The organism is Psychrobacter sp. UBA3480, assembly GCF_002377945.1.
In the GTDB taxonomy this organism is placed as follows: domain Bacteria; phylum Pseudomonadota; class Gammaproteobacteria; order Pseudomonadales; family Moraxellaceae; genus Psychrobacter.
In genome coordinates this window covers 93,994-115,252 of record NZ_DFQV01000015.1, presented here as the reverse complement: position 1 = coordinate 115,252, position 21,259 = coordinate 93,994, and the positions used below count along the sequence as shown (strand labels likewise).

General features: G+C 44.4%; 15 protein-coding genes. 5 read left to right on the top strand and 10 right to left on the bottom strand.

Going from position 1 to position 21,259, the window contains the following annotated elements; genetic code table 11:
- The first annotated feature begins 19 nt into the window (after nt 1–19).
- A complete protein-coding gene (locus B2863_RS05825) occupies nt 20–3,085 on the top strand; it encodes an insulinase family protein (RefSeq protein WP_296208169.1) in 3,066 nt (1,021 codons plus the stop codon).
- A gap of 82 nt (nt 3,086–3,167) precedes the next feature.
- Here the strand turns inward: B2863_RS05825 and B2863_RS05820 are convergent, their stop codons facing one another.
- Nucleotides 3,168–3,731 (bottom strand): NUDIX hydrolase, encoded by a 564-nt coding sequence (locus tag B2863_RS05820; protein WP_296208167.1) that lies wholly within the window; start codon nt 3,729–3,731, stop codon nt 3,168–3,170.
- Nucleotides 3,732–4,274: 543 nt separating this feature from the next.
- Between B2863_RS05820 and B2863_RS05815 the strand changes: the two genes are divergently transcribed.
- Nucleotides 4,275–5,009: an NUDIX hydrolase gene (locus tag B2863_RS05815; RefSeq protein WP_201579132.1), complete on the top strand. Its 735-nt coding sequence runs from the start codon at nt 4,275–4,277 to the stop codon at nt 5,007–5,009.
- A gap of 10 nt (nt 5,010–5,019) precedes the next feature.
- Here B2863_RS05815 and B2863_RS05810 read toward each other — a convergent pair whose 3' ends face one another.
- The 3 genes from B2863_RS05810 to nhaA form a co-directional block, all read right to left on the bottom strand.
- Nucleotides 5,020–6,408, bottom strand: a complete 1,389-nt coding sequence (locus B2863_RS05810) for an oxygenase MpaB family protein (RefSeq protein ID WP_296208164.1) — start codon at nt 6,406–6,408, stop codon at nt 5,020–5,022.
- A 77-nt stretch (nt 6,409–6,485) separates the two neighbouring features.
- Nucleotides 6,486–7,088, bottom strand: a complete 603-nt coding sequence (locus B2863_RS05805; RefSeq protein WP_296208162.1) for a DUF2799 domain-containing protein — start codon at nt 7,086–7,088, stop codon at nt 6,486–6,488.
- Between the two features lie 199 nt (nt 7,089–7,287).
- Nucleotides 7,288–8,490: a Na+/H+ antiporter NhaA gene (nhaA, locus tag B2863_RS05800; RefSeq protein ID WP_102091810.1), complete on the bottom strand. Its 1,203-nt coding sequence runs from the start codon at nt 8,488–8,490 to the stop codon at nt 7,288–7,290.
- 464 nt (nt 8,491–8,954) lie between these two features.
- Between nhaA and B2863_RS05795 the strand changes: the two genes are divergently transcribed.
- Nucleotides 8,955–9,710: a TSUP family transporter gene (locus B2863_RS05795; RefSeq protein WP_296208159.1), complete on the top strand. Its 756-nt coding sequence runs from the start codon at nt 8,955–8,957 to the stop codon at nt 9,708–9,710.
- 118 nt (nt 9,711–9,828) lie between these two features.
- On the opposite strand, the gene B2863_RS05790 is transcribed toward B2863_RS05795, so the two are convergent.
- The 3 genes from B2863_RS05790 to radC form a co-directional block, all read right to left on the bottom strand.
- Nucleotides 9,829–11,205 (bottom strand): dicarboxylate/amino acid:cation symporter, encoded by a 1,377-nt coding sequence (locus B2863_RS05790; RefSeq protein ID WP_296208158.1) that lies wholly within the window; start codon nt 11,203–11,205, stop codon nt 9,829–9,831.
- A gap of 514 nt (nt 11,206–11,719) precedes the next feature.
- Nucleotides 11,720–14,650 carry an acyl-CoA dehydrogenase gene (locus B2863_RS05785; protein WP_296208156.1) on the bottom strand — a complete coding sequence of 977 codons (2,931 nt, stop codon included), beginning with the start codon at nt 14,648–14,650 and terminating at the stop codon, nt 11,720–11,722.
- 349 nt (nt 14,651–14,999) lie between these two features.
- Nucleotides 15,000–15,683: a RadC family protein gene (radC, locus tag B2863_RS05780; protein WP_296208154.1), complete on the bottom strand. Its 684-nt coding sequence runs from the start codon at nt 15,681–15,683 to the stop codon at nt 15,000–15,002.
- Nucleotides 15,684–15,811: 128 nt separating this feature from the next.
- Here radC and coaBC point away from each other — a divergent pair, with 128 nt between their 5' ends.
- Together coaBC and B2863_RS05770 are read left to right on the top strand one after the other, a co-directional pair.
- Nucleotides 15,812–17,215 (top strand): bifunctional phosphopantothenoylcysteine decarboxylase/phosphopantothenate--cysteine ligase CoaBC, encoded by a 1,404-nt coding sequence (gene coaBC, locus B2863_RS05775; RefSeq protein WP_296208151.1) that lies wholly within the window; start codon nt 15,812–15,814, stop codon nt 17,213–17,215.
- Nucleotides 17,216–17,278: 63 nt separating this feature from the next.
- The gene (locus tag B2863_RS05770) at nt 17,279–18,061 is read left to right on the top strand and encodes a sulfite exporter TauE/SafE family protein (RefSeq protein WP_290175930.1); all 783 of its coding nucleotides are present in this window, start codon (nt 17,279–17,281) and stop codon (nt 18,059–18,061) included.
- Between the two features lie 58 nt (nt 18,062–18,119).
- On the opposite strand, the gene B2863_RS05765 is transcribed toward B2863_RS05770, so the two are convergent.
- The 3 genes from B2863_RS05765 to B2863_RS05755 form a co-directional block, all read right to left on the bottom strand.
- A complete protein-coding gene (locus tag B2863_RS05765) occupies nt 18,120–19,034 on the bottom strand; it encodes a histone deacetylase family protein (protein WP_296208150.1) in 915 nt (304 codons plus the stop codon).
- Between the two features lie 145 nt (nt 19,035–19,179).
- Nucleotides 19,180–20,001 carry a YbjN domain-containing protein gene (locus B2863_RS05760; protein WP_296208149.1) on the bottom strand — a complete coding sequence of 274 codons (822 nt, stop codon included), beginning with the start codon at nt 19,999–20,001 and terminating at the stop codon, nt 19,180–19,182.
- A 30-nt stretch (nt 20,002–20,031) separates the two neighbouring features.
- Nucleotides 20,032–21,135 carry a hypothetical protein gene (locus B2863_RS05755; RefSeq protein WP_296208148.1) on the bottom strand — a complete coding sequence of 368 codons (1,104 nt, stop codon included), beginning with the start codon at nt 21,133–21,135 and terminating at the stop codon, nt 20,032–20,034.
- Nucleotides 21,136–21,259: the final 124 nt, after the last annotated feature.

Here is a 21,259-nt window from a genome sequence, read left to right as displayed (position 1 = left end):
ATAAGCGATAAGGATAACTATGACGGACACGCCATTTACTGCTGATTTAACCTTGCATCCAGCATTTGAGCTGATTGAGCATCGCCATATTGAGGCGCTATCGATGGATGTGCTGATCAGTCAGCATGTAAAAACAGGAGCGATGCATTATCATCTGGCACACCCAAGTGATGAAAATGCGTTTTTGGTCGGTTTTCGCACCCAGCCGATGGATTCAAAAGGCGAGGCGCATATCTTAGAGCACGTGGCATTGTGTGGTTCGAATAAGTTCCCAGTACGTGATCCGTTCTTTTCAATGATTAAACGCTCGTTAAATACGTTTATGAATGCGATGACCGCCGCTGATTGGACTGCCTATCCGTATGCAACGCAAAACAAAAATGACTATTTTAACTTGCTCGCTGTCTATCTAGACTCGTCGTTTTTCCCCAATATACATCCGCTCGATTTTGCCCAAGAAGGCATCCGTGTGGAGCTTGATGAAAATGATAAGCCGCAGTTTAAGGGTATCGTTTTTAATGAAATGAAAGGCGCGATGAGTGGCGAGATTGATCAGCTATATCATACGGTTGCTCATCATCTGTTCCCAACGACGACCTATCATTATAATTCAGGCGGCGATCCTGCCGATATTCCTGACTTGACGCACACTGAGCTGACCGAGTTCCATCAAAGCCATTATCATCCGTCAAACAGTGTCATCATGAGCTTCGGTAATATTCCTGTTGCTGAGACGCAAGCGAAAATACACGAAGATGCCTTGATTCAGTTTGAAGCAGGCAAAAAGCATGTATCGCGTCCAGAACAACGTTTGTCTGCACCAATCAGTGCGATGGATACTTATACTGCTGACGAAGCGGGCCCAGATCAGACGCATCATGTGGTTGCTTGGTTGCTACCATCGATCACCGATCCTAAGCAGCGCTTAGCATTGCGTCTATTAGAGGGCGTATTGATTGAGCATGCAGGCTCGCCATTGCGTGCTTATCTTGACAGTCATCCACTAGGCAAAGCGCCAAGTCCGCTATTGGGTCTTGATGACAGCCATTATGAGATGGTCTTTTATACGGGTCTGCGCGGCTCTAACCCTGAACATGCCGAAGCGGTCGAGCAGGGCATTATTGACTTACTGACCGAAGTAGCCAATTCACCAGTTGATGATGAGACAATCGAAACCATTCTGCATCAGATTGAAATTGATCAGCGTCACATCGGCGGCGATAGCATTCCTTATGGTCTAAACCTTATGCTAGAGGGCTTTAGTACCGCCATTCATGATGGTAATCCTATCGACGTTTGGGAAGTAGATGAGCATCTACAGTGGCTACGTGAGCAAGTCGTCGATCCACAGTGGCTACCGAACTTGATTAAAACGCATTTATTGGACAATCAGCATCGCGTACGCGTAACGATGACCCCTGATAGTGAAAAAACAGCCCGTTTGGCAGCAGCTGAGCAGACACGTTTAGATACTATCGCGATGGATTTGACTGCTGATGATAAGACTATCTTGAAGCAACAAGCCTTAGATTTGGCTGCACGTCAAGCTGCGCCAGATGATTTAAGCTTATTACCAAAAGTGGGTCTAGAAGACGTACCAACGGATATCAGCTTTAAAGAAGGCACGCAAAAGCAGGTGCGTTTGAGCGGGCAAGACAGCACGCTATTTGAGTATGAAGCTGGCACTAATGGCATTTACTACTATCAAGTGATTGTCCCACTCACTGAAGCAATTGGTAATGCGAGCGCAGATGAGCTACCAGTCAATGATGTGATTAATCATCCACTGTTGCCTATTTATTTAAGCCTACTGTCTGAGCTAGGTACGGATACGCTTAGCGCTCATGAGATGCAAGCCAAGCAAGCAGCGCATTCTTCTGGTGTGACCGCTCGTATTAGCCAACGTACCAACGTCGATGACAGCCAAGCGATTAGCAGCTATTTTGTCGTGGCAACGCGTGCGCTAAATCGTAAGCCTGAAGCGATTGATTTGCTTAAAGAAGTCATGGAGCACAGTATCTTTTCTGAGCATGACCGTATCAAAGAAATTTTGCAGCAGCGTCAAGCAGGTTGGCAGTCAAACTTAGCGGGCTCAGGGCACTCTTATGCAATGCAAACAGCCAGTCGCGGTATGAGTCGCCAAGCGCAGTTGGAATATGTGCGCAGCGGCTTACCAGCATTGAACGCACTTAAAGACTTCTTGGCACATGCTAGTACAGATGATACCCAGTGGGATCAATTGGCTACGAGCTTGATGGATTTACATCAACGTCTGATCAGCTTGCCTAAGCATGCCGTTATTATCTGTGAAGCAGAGCAAACCGAACGCTTGAGTAGCTTAATCGTTGATAGCTGGAAAGACAGCCAAGCGACGACCGCTTCTAATGATCTAACGAACGAAGCAGCAAATATCCCAAGCGAGTTTGCAAACCTGCAATTAGATACTGCGTTAAATGGTGCGACTGATAAAGTCAAAGCATTAGAAAACGGGGTAGCGCTTGATGTTGCAGATCTAGCATGGCTAGTACCAACCAATGTCTATCATAACGCCAGTGCCTATACTGTACCTGCTGCTGACCATCCTGATACCGCTGCACTCATGGTATTAGCGCCTTACTTACGTAACGGCTATTTGCACAGTGCGATTCGTGAGCGCGGCGGTGCCTATGGTGGCGGTGCAGGTTACGATGCCAACGCTTGTGCCTTTAAGTTCTTTAGTTACCGCGACCCGCAGTGCGCTGAAACCTTTGAGCATTTTGAGGCCAGTATCGAGTGGATCTTAAACGAGCCACAAACCGATGAGCAATTAGAAGAAGCCATTTTGGGTATTATTTCAGGCATGGATAAGCCGGGCTCTCCTGCAGGCGAAGCAATCAAAGCGTGTTTTGCAGATCTACATCATCGCGGTGTCGACTGGCAGCGTAAAATGCGTGCGTCAATATTGGCCGTCACGGTCGCTGATTTGCAGCGCGTTGCCAAGCAATATCTACAAGGTCAAAAGCATGTACGTGCAGTACTAGCGCCTTACGACAAAGAAGAGACGGTAAAAGGTCTTGGTTTCGAGGTTTGTAGAATAAAGAGCTAAGACAATTAGGTTTGTTCTTGATTAAAAGTTAAGCACAAAAAAGCCAAGCATCATGCTTGGCTTTTTGCGGTTAGGTAATTGACTAATATCGTTTGATACTCAAATCTTTGCCAATTTTGTCTTGATGAATCGGAAATTCTGACAATTCACTGAACTGCTTACGATCAGCAAAGTAGCTTTTTAAAGTACGGCGAATGGCTTCAAACGCCAGTGTATCCCATGGGATGTCTTCTTCGCTAAACAGTGCACAGTCGAGACTTTCTGAGCCAATACCATACGCGCCATCTTTTAGATCGGCTAGATAGATAGAGTAGATCTGCCCAATATCTGGTAAGTCATAAATGCAGTATAGATGCGGATTCAGTACGATGGCATCAGCTTCTTCGTAGCTCTCGCGTGCTGCGCCTTCAGCCATGGTCTCGCCATTTTCCATAAAACCTGCAGGTATCGTCCATAGGCCATATTGTGGCTCAATGGCTCGGCGGCAGAGTAGTACTCTATCTTCATGTACCACCAGCGAGCCACAGATAACTTTTGGGTTTTCGTAGTGGATATAGTGGCAATTGGGGCATACCAAACGCGGCATATTGTCCGTAGGTGGGATTTTTCGTTCTGCTTCATGACCGCATTGGAGGCAATAGCGCATATCAACTACCTTGTTATAAAAGTTATTGTGTATGATGTTTTTTATAGGTTATAAGACCTATATTCTGAAGTGCTGCTGTCATCGTTTCGAGATAATTTAGATACAAGGACGGTGAGACAAGTACCACAAGCAGTAAACTGAGTGAACCTGACGATAAACCTAACTTAAACGTACCTGACTTATATAAGATATTATTCTAAAGAGCAGCTATCGTCTTAAGATAGCACATATTATCGACGGACAGAATCACGATAACAGTAACGCATCATTTCGCAGATAGGCTGACTATTATCGGTTAACAGGGCCGTTATTGAGCATTGATAAGCAATGAATCAGTCACATAAATAGCATGCAGCCACTATTATATTGCGCTAGTCTAGTGAGTATTCAGTAATTATTGATATCAAAGCCGCTGACAAGTCGCGTGGCCGAGAACAATAAATAGATTGTTGGTTTTATTTACTAGTCGCGATTTTAATAATAGAAAACAAGAAAGATGCTGGTGATACCGCTTAATAACGATAAAAATATAGGGCAATTATAATGTTATTCCCACCGGAGGCTGTAAGCTTCGATAACCTGTCAGTTGCTGTACCTACTTTTATTCGTCATCCGACGCTTCGTCAATTAGCCGAACGAGTGCAACATGAGACTTTAAATGCGCTGACAAGTCCGGCAATGTACGAGGCACATAACGCCTCTCATAGTAGCCGTGTGTTAGACAGCTTATATCAGACACCGATTGCCGATGCATCAATACTGGTCGCTATTACTCATGAGCGCAGGCCTAAATTATTATTAACACGCCGCGCCGCCCATATGAACAGTCATGCGGGTGAGGTGTCTTGTGTGGGTGGTAAACATGATCGAGGCGATGGCAATAATGTCGTTACCGCATTGCGTGAAGCCTGTGAAGAAACAGCGCTACCGCCCAATAAAGTCCAATTACTTGGTCAGCTACCGATCCAAACTTCAAAAAGTGGTATGAGCGTACGTCCAATCGTGGCACTCATCGCCCCAGGCCTGGTACTCGTACCTGAAGCGGGAGAAATATCACGTATCTTTTGGGCAGATTTAGAGTCATTAGTCACTCAACCAACGGTAGAGTATGAAATTGAGTATAAGATGCAGGAGCAAATGGCTACCATACTGACGCCGAGCTGGCAGGTCGATGGTGAGACAGTATGGGGACTAACAGGACGGGTAATTGCTAACCTATTAGAAACAGGGTTTGATCGACAGCTAGAATGGTATTACCGCGTAGAAAACAAACGCTGATAAATGTCATCTACTTATAATAATCATCGTTCTTTTTCAGCCACCAGTTCATATTGTCTTGGCGCTTGGCACGGAATGCTTCTAGCTTGTGGGCTACGGAAGCATTATGCTGCCGTGCAGTATCGAGCGCAAAAAGAATCGGTACTGAAGACAACACGCCAAAGCGTATCTTTGATTTTGGTAAGTCTAGCCCATCACCAATATCATCACCGACCAAAGTGCGAGTGACACTTGCGTTGACCATTTCCACAAAACGTCCACGGCGATTGTCTTCACCCATGAGCTGACGCGGTAAATCATGCAATGCTTTTGCCAATGGCTGACCCATCTTAAAGTCTAGCTGCTGTATCGATAGATAGGTATAGAGCCATTCCCAACATGCGGCCTCATCTTTTGGCAGACGATCTAAATCAACACCCATCCAATAACTGGCAAGGTTCCATAGATGTAAGATACCTTCAGCTTCTTCTGTACTAATACGTGCGCCTAGTAATCTTAGACCGCGCATAATCAGTAACGAGAACTGTAAGTGGGTGGCAATCATATCGGTTTGATTGATAGGGATGCCCCAATAGTCAGTATTCCAACTACCATCAGGGTTATGATGTTGCTCGGCGTTTGGTACCACGCCTGTAGCAGCATTGCCTTTCCCTTTGAGTAAGTTTTGCCGTACCAAGGTATGTATCTGACGTACTTGGCTCGATTGTCGCCAGCCCTCAGAGCCAATAGCTAGTACTTGCTCGATGGGTTTATTTTGATTAACTGCACTCATATTAGATGAGGGATGTTCAGACACAGCCAAGATATAGGCATAAGTACGCATCAATCGCGGTAGCGCATCGTGCATCAGTGCGCCCGTCTGAATGAGTGGTAGCGAGAGGGCAGGAATGCTATAGCCTGCCATTAGAGCAACGTTACGCAATAGCCAAATGAGCATCAACGGATATCGCCGATAGGCAATCGCACCTATTTGGGCAAGCTTTGGGTCGAACCAGTCAGGATGGCTGCTAAATTGCTCAGTGAGCGCGTTAAATGATGGATTTTTTACAAGGTCCTTGTTTACAAGATAATTGCTTGCAGGATTATTGTTTGGACTATTGCTAAGAATAGTATGCTGTAAAGGCTTTGCAAACTTTATGCTCTGTGCAGCTAACGCGTCTGCGAGTGGATCGCCAATATCGTAACCTGCCACGATCTCATCAAGTAGAGCAGGCGAGATCGTAAAGTCTTTTGGTAATAAATAACGTTTAATGCGTTTTAGAACCTGCAAATCGCTATGGTCATCGATAGCAGTGGTACGTCCATGACGCTGATAAGCGTTCGATGATTGAGCATTCGATGACTGAAAGTCAGGTTTGTCAGTTGGAGTACTTGCCGTATTGATGATTTTCTTATCCATAGTTATCAAGTACCATTTTCAGAGTGAGGACATGCCTTAGAACGTAAAACTTGCATTGCGATAGCTTCGCATCACAATCATTCGTAAAAATTACTGGATTGGTTCAATGAATCTAATTGCTGCTGTGTTGTTCGGATACGGCGTTTGGTATCGCGAATCTCATCAGATAGAGATAGTAGCCGTGCACGGGCTTTTTTTTCATTAGCAAAATCTAGCATTTCACCGTTTTCTAGCTTATTGAATTCTGATTGATAAGTATCTAGGAGGCGATTGTCTTTGTCTAACTGACTGTCTAAGGCGTAATAATCTAGCCCTTTTTGATTAGCCGCTTGCAATGTGTTGGCCATAGTGATCGGGCAAACATTGTTCAACTGACGACCACGTCTGCCAATGTTATAGGCATTATTGATGGTGCAGTATTGTTGCAGACCAAGTTTACGACCGCGCTCCCATGCTTGATAGTCAGGGGCGACGCTGGCTTTGGCACAGGCTTTAGTATGAGATGCTAAGCGGTCTGAATGATAACCTGCCACGCCATCGTTATAGCCGATAGCTTGCCAGTCACCGACGAGACATTCTTGCTTGGAGAGTGTTGCACAGCCTGCTAGCAGATAGATACTACCGAACACAGACAACCCTAATGCCAGTTGACGTACAACGCGGTGTATAGGTCGGTACATGGTTAGCTCCGATAGCTGTGATAACGATAATAACTATGAACACAAATAAATGATTTAGCAATCAACTACATTATGCAGCTTTGGCGTTGATTGCTAAATCATTTGTAAATATCTTAATAACGCATATATAAATAAAATAGAGCAGCTTATAAGTGGCATCAATATTAATCAGTACCACTATAAGCTACTCTACGTTTCATTAATGCGGGCGAGTCAAATCGACCGATGTACCGCTAGCATTATCTTTCAAGCTCATTTTCAGCATGATGTAACCTGCGATACCAGAGACGATTGAACCCATGATAATACCCAAACGCTCATCAAACATAGTGGTGTCGCCAGCAAACGCCAAGCCACCGATGAACAAACTCATGGTAAAACCAACACCGCACAATAGGGCTGCGCCGTAGATTTGCTTATAGTCCATACCTTTTGGCATGGTTGAGATACCAAGTTTAAAGATTAACCAGCACATGAACATGACGCCTAACTGCTTACCAATAAACAAACCAGCGGCAATACCTAGCGGCACTGAGTGGAATAGCTCAGCAAAACCTGCGCCTTCGAGCGAGATGCCTGAGTTGGCAAAAGCAAAGATTGGCAAAATACCAAAGGCGACGGTATTGTGCAGATCATGCTCTAGCTCTTCAAGCGGAGAGTGCTCAGGATCAGTGCGGTCGAACATCGGGATAAACAGGGCTAATACCACACCTGCCAATGTTGCATGGATACCAGACTTGAGTACGGCAATCCACATGATCAGACCAATGAGTAGATATGGTGTGATATTGGTGACGTTACGGCGATTAAGAACATATAAGAACGGCAAACATAAACCAGCTACTGCCAATGACTCTAATGACAACTCACTGGTATAAAACAAAGCGATAATCAGAATTGCACCAATGTCATCAAAGATAGCAATAGAGACCAAAAAGACCTTTAGGGAGTTAGGTACACGATTACCTAAGAGACTCAAAATACCGAGTGCAAAGGCAATATCTGTCGCAGCAGGAATGGCCCAGCCTTTCCAAAACTCAGGCTCATTGTAGTTAAAGAGCAGATAGACAATCGCTGGCATAATCATGCCACCCAATGCGGCACCTGCTGGCAGTATTATCTGCTTGACGTTGGACAGCTCACCGATGAGTACTTCACGCTTAAGCTCTAATCCAACTAAGAAAAAGAAAACTGCCATCAGACCATCGTTGATCCAGTGATGAGCATCTTTTGCAATCGCAAACTCACCAATCTGAATGGCGACTGGTGCATGAATAAAACCTTCATACCAAACATTAAGAGGGGAGTTGGCAATGATCATTGCAGCAATGGCAGCCAATGCTAAGACGATACCGCCTGCTGCCTCAAATTCAAAAAATGCTTTAATCCTTCGTATTGCCATATCATCCTCATTCGCTAAATACAATTTACTAAATAACCTCAAATATCCATCAATGTCTGCGCTACCTATAATTTTGAGGTAGCAAATAGACAGAAACAGTTTCTCATACTCTTATCAATATAGACAACAAAATACGTTGAGCCAGTGCCAACGGTCTACTTTTTTATATTCACAATAGCAATATTATAAAGAGGATTTGACGAGCACAATAGTTGTAAGTCGTTACATCTTTTTAATAAGTCGCTATTCGGTTGAGCATATTCGGAATGTTATTAGACAAATTTAGCAGACTTTGTTACGTTTTTGGCTTTTTTTACGGTTTTATCTTTATAATGAGCAGCGCTGGGCAACATGTCATTATTTCTTTTGCTAGCACTGGTAAGCTATCAGCTTATCGATAACGATATTTTAGCCTTATCTCAGAACTCCTTTTCTCTTCTTATCATATTTTGCAGGTCAGTGTCATGGACTTAACTTTCTCGTTAGAGATTATTTTAATGCTTACTGCGGTGGCCGCATTGGCAGGATTTATTGATGCTATCGCTGGCGGTGGCGGGTTGTTGACCATCCCTGCCATGTTACTGGCCAACATCCCACCAGTATTAACGCTCGGTACCAATAAACTGCAAGCGGCATCAGGCGCACTAGCGGCGTCTATTACTATGATTAGGAAAGGAGTCGTCAAACCGCAACGTATCAAAGTAGCTATCATCGCCGCTTTTATTGGTTCCGTTATCGGCACCATTGCTGTACAGATGTCACCACCTGACTTGCTTGAAAAGATCATTCCATTTTTGATCGCGGCTATCGGTATCTATACATTATTTGCCCCTAGGCTTGGCGAAGTAGAGGCTGCACCGCGTATCTCAGAGGGCAAATGGCAAAAAGTCGTGGCACCGTTGATCGGTTTTTATGATGGTTATATCGGTCCAGGTACGGGTATGTTTTTTGCGCTTGGCAATGTGGCATTACGTGGTCGTCAAATTATCGAAGCAACAGGCGCGGCAAAAGTATTGAACTTATCGACCAATATTGGTTCGTTAATTTTCTTTATTTTGGGTGGTAACGTACTGTGGAAAGTGGGGCTAGCGATGATGGTTGGACAAACCATCGGTGCCTATTTTGGCTCGCATATGGTGGTTAAAGGCGGTAGCAAATTGATTCGTCCAGTAATTGTATTGGTCTGTCTGGCAATGTTGACCAAGTACGTGTTTGGCTAATTAGTTGTTGATAGAACCGTATCAACCATTATTATTTACTGATTATTGATCATAAAAAAACCTCAGCCAATTTGACTGAGGTTTTTTATTTTATGCACTTCTATCTAGCAAGCGTGGGTTAGCGGCGACGATCAACATCATCGTATTCACTACCCATGATGCCATCGCTAAAGACTTCAGAGAACTCACGCTCATTGTCTTCATCGATATGACCATCAAATACATCTTTTGCACCAGCGTTAGGATCGTTGTAAATAGCCAGATCCATTTTGCCTTCTGATTTTGCCACGATAGTAGTAACAGCAGCATCGCCACCAACGTTTACAGCAGTACGTAGCATATCAAGGATACGATCCACACCCAAGATTAGGCCGATGCCTTCGATTGGTAGACCCACTTGAGCAAATACCATCGACAGCATGATCAAACCAACACCAGGCACGCCAGCCGTACCAACAGACGCCAGTACTGACATCAAGATGACGGTTAAGTATTCAGTCACGCCCAAATCAATGCCGTAAATGTTGGCAATAAAGATGGTCGCAGTACCCTGCATGATAGCCGTACCATCCATATTGATAGTAGCACCAAAAGGAACAGTGAACGACGCAACTGAGTTGTTTACACCCATACGTTTGGTAACCGTACGCAAGGTAATAGGAATCGTCGCGTTCGAGCTTGAGGTACTAAAAGCAAAGATTTGTACTTCACGCATTTTTGCCAAGAACGTCTTGATAGATAAGCCTGAAGATACTTTAAGTACAATCATCATGGTGACAAAGAAGTGGAAGGCCAATGAACCGACCAATACCGCGACATAACCCAGTAGTGACCAAATCAAGTCTAAACCTAGCTCTGCCATTGCTTTGGTCAATAGCGCAAATACACCATATGGTGCAAGGTTCATGATGATCGTGACCATCTTTAAGATAACTTCGTTGATCAGCTCTAGGCTCTGCACTAAGCCTTTGGCAGGTTTACCTACCATCAAGATACTGACACCGATCAAAATAGCAAAGAAGATGATCGATAACATATCGCCATTTGCCATCGCGCTGATGGGGTTCGATGGGATAATGTTAGAGAATACATCAAGTAGAGGCGGCGCTGACGCAGCTTCAAACTCGGCTTCCGTTCCGATATTCATGCCTTTACCGATACCGAATAGCGAGCCAAGACCAATCGCAGTCGCAATAGCGAGTGCAGTGGTTATCATATAAATAATGAACGTTTTGGTACCAATACGTCCAAGTAGGCGAATATCACCGATACCGCATACACCGCAAATCAGTGAGATAAGCACCAAAGGTACGACCAACATTTTTAGCGAGTTGACAAATAGTTTACCAACAATGGCAAGGAAGCCATTGGTGATGTAAGTGTTAACAAAGCTACCTTCGCCGTTCAATCCTGAGTAGTTTAGAAATAGGCCCAGTCCAATACCGAGCACCATGGCAACAATAATCTTGCCCGTCAGTCCCAAATTCTTCCACATAATTCATATCCTTTGTGTGCATAACAGCTTTATAGTAAGTGTTCATTAGCCAACATGATTGTACTTATCAGCCTTACTACAAAGCTTGTTATGACTATTAAGTTCCCGTGATTGTCGCTCGATGTCACATTTTCGTGGACAATATAAAAGAATAGCTAAGGGCACTGCAAGATTTTTTTCTGATTTTATTCTAAATGTACATTCCTCGTTACAACTATGTGCCCATAATATAGTCAATATTTATTCTAAACGGTTTGTTTCCCATATGAAACAAAATATTCATGAAAGAGTTTTTAGGGTAAGCAAATATGTCAAACTATTGATATTGAACCATTGATTTTAAATTATTCAAATGCAAAGGAAAGAATATGATTAATTAAGCTTAAAATTTTCAATATACCTAAAAAAGCCAGACTATCGTTTATAGATAGTCTGGCTAATAAAAGTAAAAGTTTTACTATAAAATCTAATAATACTCAGTTTCTAATAGCAATATTAAAAACAGAATAGACTATTAAGCCTTATCGTCTTCTTCGCGTGATGAGGGTGATTGGCGTTCTAAAGGTTTGATATCATTATCACTTGCTTCCGTGTTTATCTCATCAGGTGGTGCAATATGACGATTGTGATTATTGCCCATACGCTCGTTAAGATGTGATTCAGCATCACGATGTCGATGATCGAGTGCCTCTATCTCAGGCTCTGACTCTTCAAAATCTGTCTGCGAATTTACTTCTTTGACAGTATCTTGCTCACTGACCAACTCTACATCGCCATCACTTTCATAACCATGATTAGGATTAGCATCACCAGTATGATTGTCTGTGTTTGCAGGACTGTCTAGATCGTTAATAGTTGGTTCGTTAGTGGCTAGCTCATCAATGGCAGATGCATCGGTATCCACAGCGATACCGTTTTTACTCTGAGCTTGTCTTTTTAGCTGTGCATAATCAGTCAGTTGATGAACTGCATTTTCAAGGGCATGCGGATTGTCACGTTCTAGCGCTTCCGATAGATGCTCGTCAAACGTATCAGTCAATAATGAATCAAAACGCATGGCGTTATATTGAATCAGAACTTCTGCCTCTTCTTCAGTAATGCCGCCATTTTGACTGGCGTGTACCACATGGTCTTCAAAGGTTAGACCTTCAAAGCTGTCTTGATGCTCTGCCTTTTTGAACTTCTGCCATAATGGTTCGATTTCGACTAAGGTCTGATAAGCATGCTCCATACGACCAGTTACATCGTCTGCATCGGTATTGTAATAAACCATGGTTTTCAGATAATCGCGGAACGGGTTGGCTGCAAAATCATCCATGAAAGTATCGCCCAACTGGCGTTTTAGCTCATCGCTTGCTGGGGTAAAAATACGTCCACTTGGGAAAGTCACAAAACTAACCACATTGGCTGCCATACGATTCGGGGAGTTGGCAAAGAATGACACAAAGGCTTCTTGAATCGTGTACAAGCTGTTTTGTAGCGCAACTTCAGCATGTAAGCGCTCAGACTCTGACTTACTACCATGCTCATAGAATTGCAAAATAGCAGTCGCAATAAATAGATGACTATGGATATCTGCTAAACGACCAGAGAGCATCTCTTTACGCTTTAAATCCCCTGCTAGTAGTCCTAATGCCATATCAGCAGTTAGGGCAAAGCTCGCACTTAAACGGTTGATATGTTTGTAGTAGGGACGGGTAAAGCTATCGGCGAAACTCGGGGCCTTATCGCTACCACCGATGTAACCTGCGACAAAGGCTTTTGCGCCACGGTTAAACGTGTAGCCTAAATGTTTGAAGAAAAGGGTATCAAATTTTTCAGTGGCAGCCGCTTTGTCTTCGCTTTGTAGTAACTGAAGCTCATCAAATAAATAAGGATGACAACGCATCGCACCTTGACCAAAGATCATGAGCGAGCGGGTCAAAATGTTGGCGCCTTCGACAGTGATAGAGACAGGAATCGCCTGATAAGGTGTCGCTAAGAAGTTGCGCGGACCCATCTGTACAGCACGACCACCGACCACATCCATACCGTCGTTGACGACGCTACGCATGGTTTCAGTCGCATAGTATTTGGCCATGGCAGTCATGACTGATGGCGTGCCACCTTGGTTTAATCCGCAAGTAACTAAGTGACGGAATGCTTCTAACATATAAGTGTTACTCGCCATACGGCTAGTAGCGTCTTGTACACCTTCAAACTTACCTACTGATATCTTGAACTGTTCGCGAACTTTTGCGAACGCGCCGACAGATAGGTAAGTCATTTCACTGGCTGATGTCGATAGAGCTGGTAGAGAAATACCTCGACCAACACCCAAGCATTCCATCAGCATACGCCAGCCGCGACCAGCGTTCTCGACGCCACCGATGATATAATCTAATGGGATAAAAACATCTTTGCCATCGACCGTACCATTCATAAATGGCGAGCCGATTGGATTGTGACGTGGCCCTGTTACGACACCTTCGTGATTAGCTGGAACGAGGGCACAAGTAATACCGTAATCGGTCTTTTTAGGATTGCCAAGCAGACCTTCTGGATCATGCATTTTAAATGCTAAACCAACGACAGTGGCGACAGGTGCTAGGGTAATCCAACGTTTAGAGAAGTTCATGCGTAAGCCAAGCACTTGGTCGCCTTCATGCATACCGTAACAGACCACACCTGTATCAGGAATGGCACCTGCATCAGATCCTGCTTCGGGCCCAGTTAAACCAAAGCAAGGCACTTCATCACCTTTGGCAAGACCTGGCAACCAGCGTTGCTTTTGCTCGTCCGTACCATAGTGCATCAATAGCTCACCAGGACCGAGCGAGTTGGGAACCATACAGGTCACAGCAGCAGTCGGCGAGCGCGACGCAATCTTGCTCATTACACGACTTTGCGCATAAGAGCTAAATTCTAAGCCGCCAAATTCTCTTGGAATGATTAAACCTAAGAAGCCATTACTTTTGATAAATTGCCATGCCTCAGGTGATAAATCTTTATCTTTATGCTGAATTTGCCATTCATCAAGCATGGCACATAAGGTTTCTACTTCATTATCGATGAAACTCTGCTCTTCTTCTGAAAGCTGCGGATAAGGATAATTGGCAAAGGTATCCCAGTTCGGCGCACCCATAAACAACTCTTTTTCCCACCAACTAGTACCCGCATCAAGCGCCTCACGTTCCGTATCACTCATACTCGGCATCGCACCGCCCAACGCCTTATAGACAGGCTTAGTGATTAACGATTGGCGAAGCGGTGCAACGAGTAAGACCAAGCACAGTAGTGCCATTGGTATACCCAAAATGAGCGACCATGGGCTGATAATTGCGGTGACGATAACCGTAATCAGGGCGACGATGCTACCGGTGACCCGCGATAAGGACAACAAAAAGATGGCCAAGACCACGGCTGACTGAATGATGACTGCCAAAATAAACAAGCCAATTGCCATGACTATCTCCTTTAAAGCGCTGAATAAAAAATGCGAAAAGTACGTAAATGAAAGAGCTAACTATAATTATTTTTCGTCTTGCCACTTACTGTCTTATAAATATGTCGAATGATTCTTTAATTACTAAATCCTTGGTTCTATGTCTCTTAAGTACTAGTATTAACGGTCTAGTAAGTAATTGACAAATAAATGACAAGAATGGCTACTAATATGAAACAGTTGTCGATAACTATCAAGAGCCAAAATGCTACGCTCTGTCGATGATATGTATCAAACATAATTGTTTGCAGGTTAGTCATATGTCTAGTCGAAACACGTAGCTAGCTATTATCGAGAACTAGCCAAAGGGCTAACTAAAAGGGGCAAGGCAGCTCTCGGCATAAGACAAAGTATCGTTTCGTCCAACTATAATGTGATCGACAAGCGAGATATCTAATAGGTCGCAGGCTTTTTTTAGCTCATAGGTCAGTAAGTTATCTGCCGTCGATGGCTTGGCATCGGTATGAGGATGGTTGTGCGCGATGATAAGTTGGCTAGCAGCATGGCTTAGTGCATGTCGCAGTACGTGCTTGATACAGACCGAGCATGATGAGATACCACCAGTGAATAATATCTCAAAGTTTAAAAGGTTGAGGGCATTATCCAGACAGAGTACCGCAAAGACTTCACGGTGCTCGCCGCGCAACTGGGTGCTGATATAGTCTTTGACTGCTTGTGAGCGGTCGAGTGCTTGCCCAGTTTTGAGTTGGCTGTCCAGATAGCGCGTACCCATCTCAAGTGAAGCTAATATTTGGGCGTACTTTGCAGGACCCATACCATGACAAGCAAGAACCGTCTTCTGAGGGGCGGCCAATAGCTCGGCTAAGCTACCAAACTGATCAATCAAATGCCGCGCTAATTCAATCGCTGATTGAGACTGAGTACCCGTACGCAAAAATATGGCCAGTATCTCGGCATCAGACAAATGAGCTGCACCAAATTTTAAAAGTTTTTCGCGTGGCCTGTCATCCTCATGCCAGTCTTTGATCGCCATTGTCACTCCTTGAAAATGGGTTGATACTCGTTATCTGAGATAGATACGGAAAATCTTACCCAATTTATCTCATAATTGTTACTATAAGCGCAATTTTATCTTTTCACTTTTTTGTTGATGCCACGCTTATGTCCAATATTGTGCTTGCTATTACTGGCGGTATCGCCGCTTATAAATCTGCTATATTTGCCCGCTTATTAGTTAAGGCAGGCTTTGATGTGCGCGTTATCATGACGACAGGCGCACAAGCATTTATCACACCGCTGACGCTACAAGCGTTGACGGGTAACGAAGTGCATGTCTCGTTGCTCGATGAGCAAGCAGAGGCAGGCATGGGGCATATTGAGCTGGCTAAGTGGGCCGACTTAATCGTGATTGCACCTGCTTCAGCCAATACGCTCGCGCGTTTGGCCATGGGTATGGCTGATGATCTATTGACCACAGTGTGCCTTGCTACTACAGCGCCTGTCATTATTGCTCCTGCCATGAATCAGCAGATGTGGGCGCATCCAGTAGTCAATCTAAATGTGCAAACATTGCGCGATATGAATTATCAAATTATCCAGCCAGCTAGCGGTGAGCAAGCGTGCGGTGATGTCGGAGCAGGGCGATTGCCTGAGCCTGAGCAGTTATTGGATGAGGTGTTACTGTTTATAGCGATGAATACAACGCCGCAATTACTGGCAGGAAAAAGAGTAGTCATTACCGCAGGTCCAACGGTAGAGGCGATTGACCCTGTGCGTTATTTGTCTAATCACTCTTCAGGAAAAATGGGCTTTGCATTGGCCCGTGCCTGTGTGGCTGCTGGTGCAGACGTTGTCTTAATTGCTGGTGGTAAAGTGGCATTGCCCACGCCGCTTAATGTCACACGAATCGATGTGCTGTCTGCCGAAGATATGCTGATAGCCGCGCAGCAATGTGTGGAAGGTACGCATAGCGAGTTTCAACTAGATTTTGAAGATGAGCATGACCATTCTCATGAGCACGATCACTCTCATAACCATTCTCACGAGCATCATCATGGCGACTGTGGTTGCGGTGATGATGATTTAAGCGACCATAACGACAATCATGACTTGCTACATTCTCATGATGACAACCAATTGGTAAAAGCAGATATCTTTATCGCGACCGCAGCAGTGGCGGATTATCGTACGGAAGAAGCCGCACCGCAAAAAATCAAAAAGACACAAGATGCCATGACGCTCAGTCTGGTTAAAAACCCTGACATTCTAGCGACGATTTCTCTTGCGCATCCAGAGCTATTTGTCGTTGGTTTTGCAGCAGAGACGCAAGATGTTGAGCGTTATGCCCGTGGTAAGTTGGTCGCAAAAGATTTGGATATGATTGCTTGTAATGATGTCTCACGTGCAGATATCGGTTTTGCCAGTGATGACAATGCGATGCAGGTGTTTTTCTCTGAGCGCTATGAGCGTGACGCGGTAACACTTGAGAAGACCAGTAAAGATAAAATTGCTGAGCAACTAGCTAGCATCATCGGTCAAGCAGTTGGTCAACGTAAAGATAGTTAGAGCTACAGGCTCAAAGCATATAGATATAGATATAGATGCTGAGCCTCAAATGGTGTGACCGATATGATGAATATAGCTGGTAACGATAGCACTCAGATGCTAGTGCTGACGGTCATTTTTGCGCTTGCCTCACTACTGCATGGTATTAGCGGACTTGGCGCAACGCTAGTGACGACCACTGCGCTTGCTAGTATGTACCCATTGCAACACGCCATTGTGTTAGTGATTTTCCCCTCGCTAGTCGTTAATGTGATGACCTGGCTAGTAGGCGGTGAGCGCACCATTTGGCAAAACTTTATCTACTACGGCAGACGCTATTGGTTGCTTGCGCTTACCAGCTTACTAGGTAGTATTTTAGGTGCGAAACTCTTGCTATGGGTCGATAGCGCTTATATTCTTTTATTGTTGGCCGCGGTCATTGCTTTCTACGTTGTGAGTAGCTTACTCGGCAAACAAATCCGTCTCCCAAACACCAAGCCTATGTTAATTACCGTTGGCTTTGGTGCAGGCGTCATCGGCGGCTCGACCAATGCGATGTCGACCATACTGATGATGTATTTATTGTCTGCCAGTGACGATAAAAACACCATCGCCAAAGTCGGTAACATGTGCTATTTCTTAGGAAAGATTGCTCAAATTATCGTGTTGCGTGAGCCTATCATGGCACTGAGCAGTGGTGAGTGGCAGCTAATTACTTTTTTGAGTGTGCTGTCTATAGTGACACTTCTAGTTGGAATCCGTTTGCGTCGCTATTTACCGCAAGCGCGTTTTCGTCAGCTTATTTTACTAATCTTAATCGTGCTTGGAATACGCGTTGGCTGGCAAGGCATTACGGCATTGTTATAGCTAGAGCATATGAGCCATTCCAACTCTGGAATCGTCTCCACCTTTCAGCGATATGTTATTAGACCAATTCCTCAAAAAATATCTGCTGTGCCAAACGAAAGGTATTGCAGTGCGCTTCAACCACATCTTCGATATCTTCTGAGTAGCCGCCACCCATCACGATAGCGACAGGGATATTGGCGGCTTTTGCTTGCTGCAGAACATATTCGTCACGCGCCTTGCATCCTGCTTGTGTCAAACCAAGTTTGCCGAGCTTATCGGTAGCGAGCACGTCGACAGCAGACTGATAAAAAATCATATCTGGCGCAACCTCAGTGATTAAGCGTGGCAGCGTATCTTCTAATATCTGTAAATACTCAGCATCACCGGTATCATTGTCTAGCTCAATATCTAAGTCTGATACTTGCTTACGAAACGGGTAGTTCTTTGCGCCATGCATGCTAAAGACAAAAACGCGTGGTTCATTTGTCATGATACTGGCATTGCCATTGCCTTGATGAACGTCCAAATCGATAACTAAAATCTTCTTTGCCTGTCCACGATTTAGTAGTAAGTTGCTAGCGATACAAACATCATTAAATACGCAAAAGCCTTCTCCATGACCAGCAAAAGAGTGATGGGTGCCGCCTGCAACATTCATAGCCACGCCATATTGCTGAGCATATAGAGCGCACTCATACGTTGCATGGGCAATATAACGACCACGCTCTACCAACTGCGGGGTCATCTCAAATCCGATAGCACGAGCAGCCTTGCGCGGCAGTGTTTGGGTTTTAAGCTGATACCAGTACTCTGCGGTATGTGTGGTCAAAATCTCATCTTCGCTTAAGCGAGCAGGGGCAAAGAAGTTATCTTGGCTGATCGTTCCTTCTGCCAGTAGACGTTCAGGAATCATAATGTACTTTTGCATGGGGAAGCGGTGCTTTTCGGGCACGGAATAGCGAAAGATGTCAGAGTAGGCAATTTTTAGCATAAGATTTCTAGCTTAATATTGATGGTTTTTTGGATAGAAAAATAAAGAGATAAGTATCAGCTATCGTCGATGATGGCTTGACTGAACAACCAGTTTATCGAATGAATTTAACTATCGAATGAACTTAACTATCGAACGGACTGAACTATTGAACAAACTGAGTCGGCAAAAAGAACGTACGCGCGTCTGACTGTTGACGTAGCTCGACAAGTAGCGTTTGCATGTCTTCGGTAGGGTTTTGATTATTAACCAAGTTGCCAAATAGCTCGTTAGCGACCGTGGTCATCGCAACCACGCTTTGTAGTAAATGCTCAATGATCTCATTATCTAGACCAACCGCTTCGACATCGATAGCATTTTTGTAGCGTATCTCACCATCGTTGACATCCATCTCTAGATTACCGACTAGCATGTCATAGTTGATTTGGGTGATGAGTAGCATCGCGGCACTTTGATGAGTTTCTGGTATCAAAAATGGCAAGATGCCGTAGATGGCCAGTAGTTTGTTTTTTTCTTGCACCCGAAACAGATAGCCACAGTTTATTTGCTTATGACGCATTCTCAAGGATAAATGATGCGATTTTTGGCTGTCGTTGGTTTTGGGTCGATAATGCGTGTAGTGCCATTGTTTGTCATTGAAATATTGCTTTAAGCAGTCGACGATAGGCGTGTCACTTTGGTTTTGAGGTTCTGTATTTGCGCTATCGGTTTTTAAGTTATCGGTTTTGAGTTGAGATGTATTTGCTTGTGCTTGTGCTTGTGCTTGAGGGTTATCCTGTTCGCTGCCTTGATTCGCCTCTAATTCAAGAGAGATATCAGCCGATATATTTTTTGTATTATTAATCTCGCTGTCAGCAAGTGATGCACGCCCTTGCTCGCTTGCAGCATCGACGACTGACTGCGGTGCGGAAGCAGTCAGTAACCGTTTGATTTTTTGCCACAAGCTGAGTTTATTGCGTTGACTCATAATAGTATGCTGACAAGTAAGAGTTATAAATTAATCGTGATTAAATGCCAAACCTTCTTTGATAGCAGGCTGTGCATAGAACGCTTCTAGCATTTCACGAATATGAGCCGTCAACCAAGGCGTCTCAAGAGCATCGTACACGATAGGCAGTAGAGCCGTACTACATTGCTTCATGGCCGCTTCGTCAATATGCAAACTCGCTGCAATGGTCGCCATCGTGTCAGTCTGATGATTGGCATACCAAGTATCGATGCTTGCCGAAACTAAGCTGTGCAGATATGGTGACAGTCGCAGGCGGTCATAGCTTTGTTGGATACTGGCTTCGATATGGTCAATGCTACTATTACCGGGCTCATCGCTTAAATAGGTTTGTAGCTCACTAATGGGTTGGTCTTTGATACGATCCCAGCCCATAACCATCAGACGCGCCACTTCTTCATTTGATAAGTGTTCCTGCGCATTGGCTTCGGCTTTGCGCGTCAAATCTTTGATATTGCGATGCAGGTAGGTTTGCAGTTTTTCATCGAGGTTTCTGTTGGTCGCCTTTTCAAAAGAGCTACGCCCAAGCTTCATCAATTTACCAACGCCACCTGCTTTATCGAGCGTGCTTTCCATAAAGTCATTGATAGCGTGATAAAGTGTTTGGGTCAATAAATCTGCGAAGGTTTCGTTACCGACCAGCGTATGAATCAATATGTTGCGCTGCTGCTCATGGCTACCGATATAGTTGGCCAGCGTTTCAACTTGGGCATCATCGATCAGCTCAGACAAAGGCACGTTGTCATTGACTGGGTGATAAATAATGGTGTGTAAAATATCACGGATATCGGTACGCATCACCTCAGTCATCGGCTGATTTAACAGCCAGTCTTTCATCAGCTGCTGTAAATGGTCACAGGTAATATATTTGCTTAAAGGCTGCGCACCAAACCATTGCCAAGCTTCTATCGCTAGTGGCTCAGCTTGATTGTGCAACCACCGTTGCATAAAGTTGACTTGAGCATCGATCAAGCTATCTACTGTCAAGTGGCTGACTGATTGCTCTTTTGACAAGTTAGTGTCTGCGTTGTCAGTCTCTGTATCAGGCATTTGTGTTTGGCTATCTTGTGAAGTCGGCATAGGTTTTGAAGTCATATTTTAAAGTCATATTTTTTTGAGGTCGTACTTTTTGAAGTCAGAGTAATCGACAATTTGTTATACTGTGTGTTTGTAGCGAGCATAGGGTATTATGCCATGAACATTGCCTTTGTTTGTGATG

What these genes read in the sequence shown, in the direction of transcription:
- B2863_RS05825 (WP_296208169.1), top strand. Translation starts at nt 20, where the DNA reads ATGACGGACACGCCATTTACTGCTGATTTAACCTTGCATCCAGCATTT.
- B2863_RS05820 (WP_296208167.1), bottom strand. Translation starts at nt 3,731, where the DNA reads ATGCGCTATTGCCTCCAATGCGGTCATGAAGCAGAACGAAAAATCCCA.
- B2863_RS05815 (WP_201579132.1), top strand. Translation starts at nt 4,275, where the DNA reads ATGTTATTCCCACCGGAGGCTGTAAGCTTCGATAACCTGTCAGTTGCT.
- B2863_RS05810 (WP_296208164.1), bottom strand. Translation starts at nt 6,408, where the DNA reads ATGGATAAGAAAATCATCAATACGGCAAGTACTCCAACTGACAAACCT.
- B2863_RS05805 (WP_296208162.1), bottom strand. Translation starts at nt 7,088, where the DNA reads ATGTACCGACCTATACACCGCGTTGTACGTCAACTGGCATTAGGGTTG.
- nhaA (WP_102091810.1), bottom strand. Translation starts at nt 8,490, where the DNA reads ATGGCAATACGAAGGATTAAAGCATTTTTTGAATTTGAGGCAGCAGGC.
- B2863_RS05795 (WP_296208159.1), top strand. Translation starts at nt 8,955, where the DNA reads ATGGACTTAACTTTCTCGTTAGAGATTATTTTAATGCTTACTGCGGTG.
- B2863_RS05790 (WP_296208158.1), bottom strand. Translation starts at nt 11,205, where the DNA reads ATGTGGAAGAATTTGGGACTGACGGGCAAGATTATTGTTGCCATGGTG.
- B2863_RS05785 (WP_296208156.1), bottom strand. Translation starts at nt 14,650, where the DNA reads ATGGCAATTGGCTTGTTTATTTTGGCAGTCATCATTCAGTCAGCCGTG.
- radC (WP_296208154.1), bottom strand. Translation starts at nt 15,683, where the DNA reads ATGGCGATCAAAGACTGGCATGAGGATGACAGGCCACGCGAAAAACTT.
- coaBC (WP_296208151.1), top strand. Translation starts at nt 15,812, where the DNA reads ATGTCCAATATTGTGCTTGCTATTACTGGCGGTATCGCCGCTTATAAA.
- B2863_RS05770 (WP_290175930.1), top strand. Translation starts at nt 17,279, where the DNA reads ATGATGAATATAGCTGGTAACGATAGCACTCAGATGCTAGTGCTGACG.
- B2863_RS05765 (WP_296208150.1), bottom strand. Translation starts at nt 19,034, where the DNA reads ATGCTAAAAATTGCCTACTCTGACATCTTTCGCTATTCCGTGCCCGAA.
- B2863_RS05760 (WP_296208149.1), bottom strand. Translation starts at nt 20,001, where the DNA reads ATGAGTCAACGCAATAAACTCAGCTTGTGGCAAAAAATCAAACGGTTA.
- B2863_RS05755 (WP_296208148.1), bottom strand. Translation starts at nt 21,135, where the DNA reads ATGACTTCAAAACCTATGCCGACTTCACAAGATAGCCAAACACAAATG.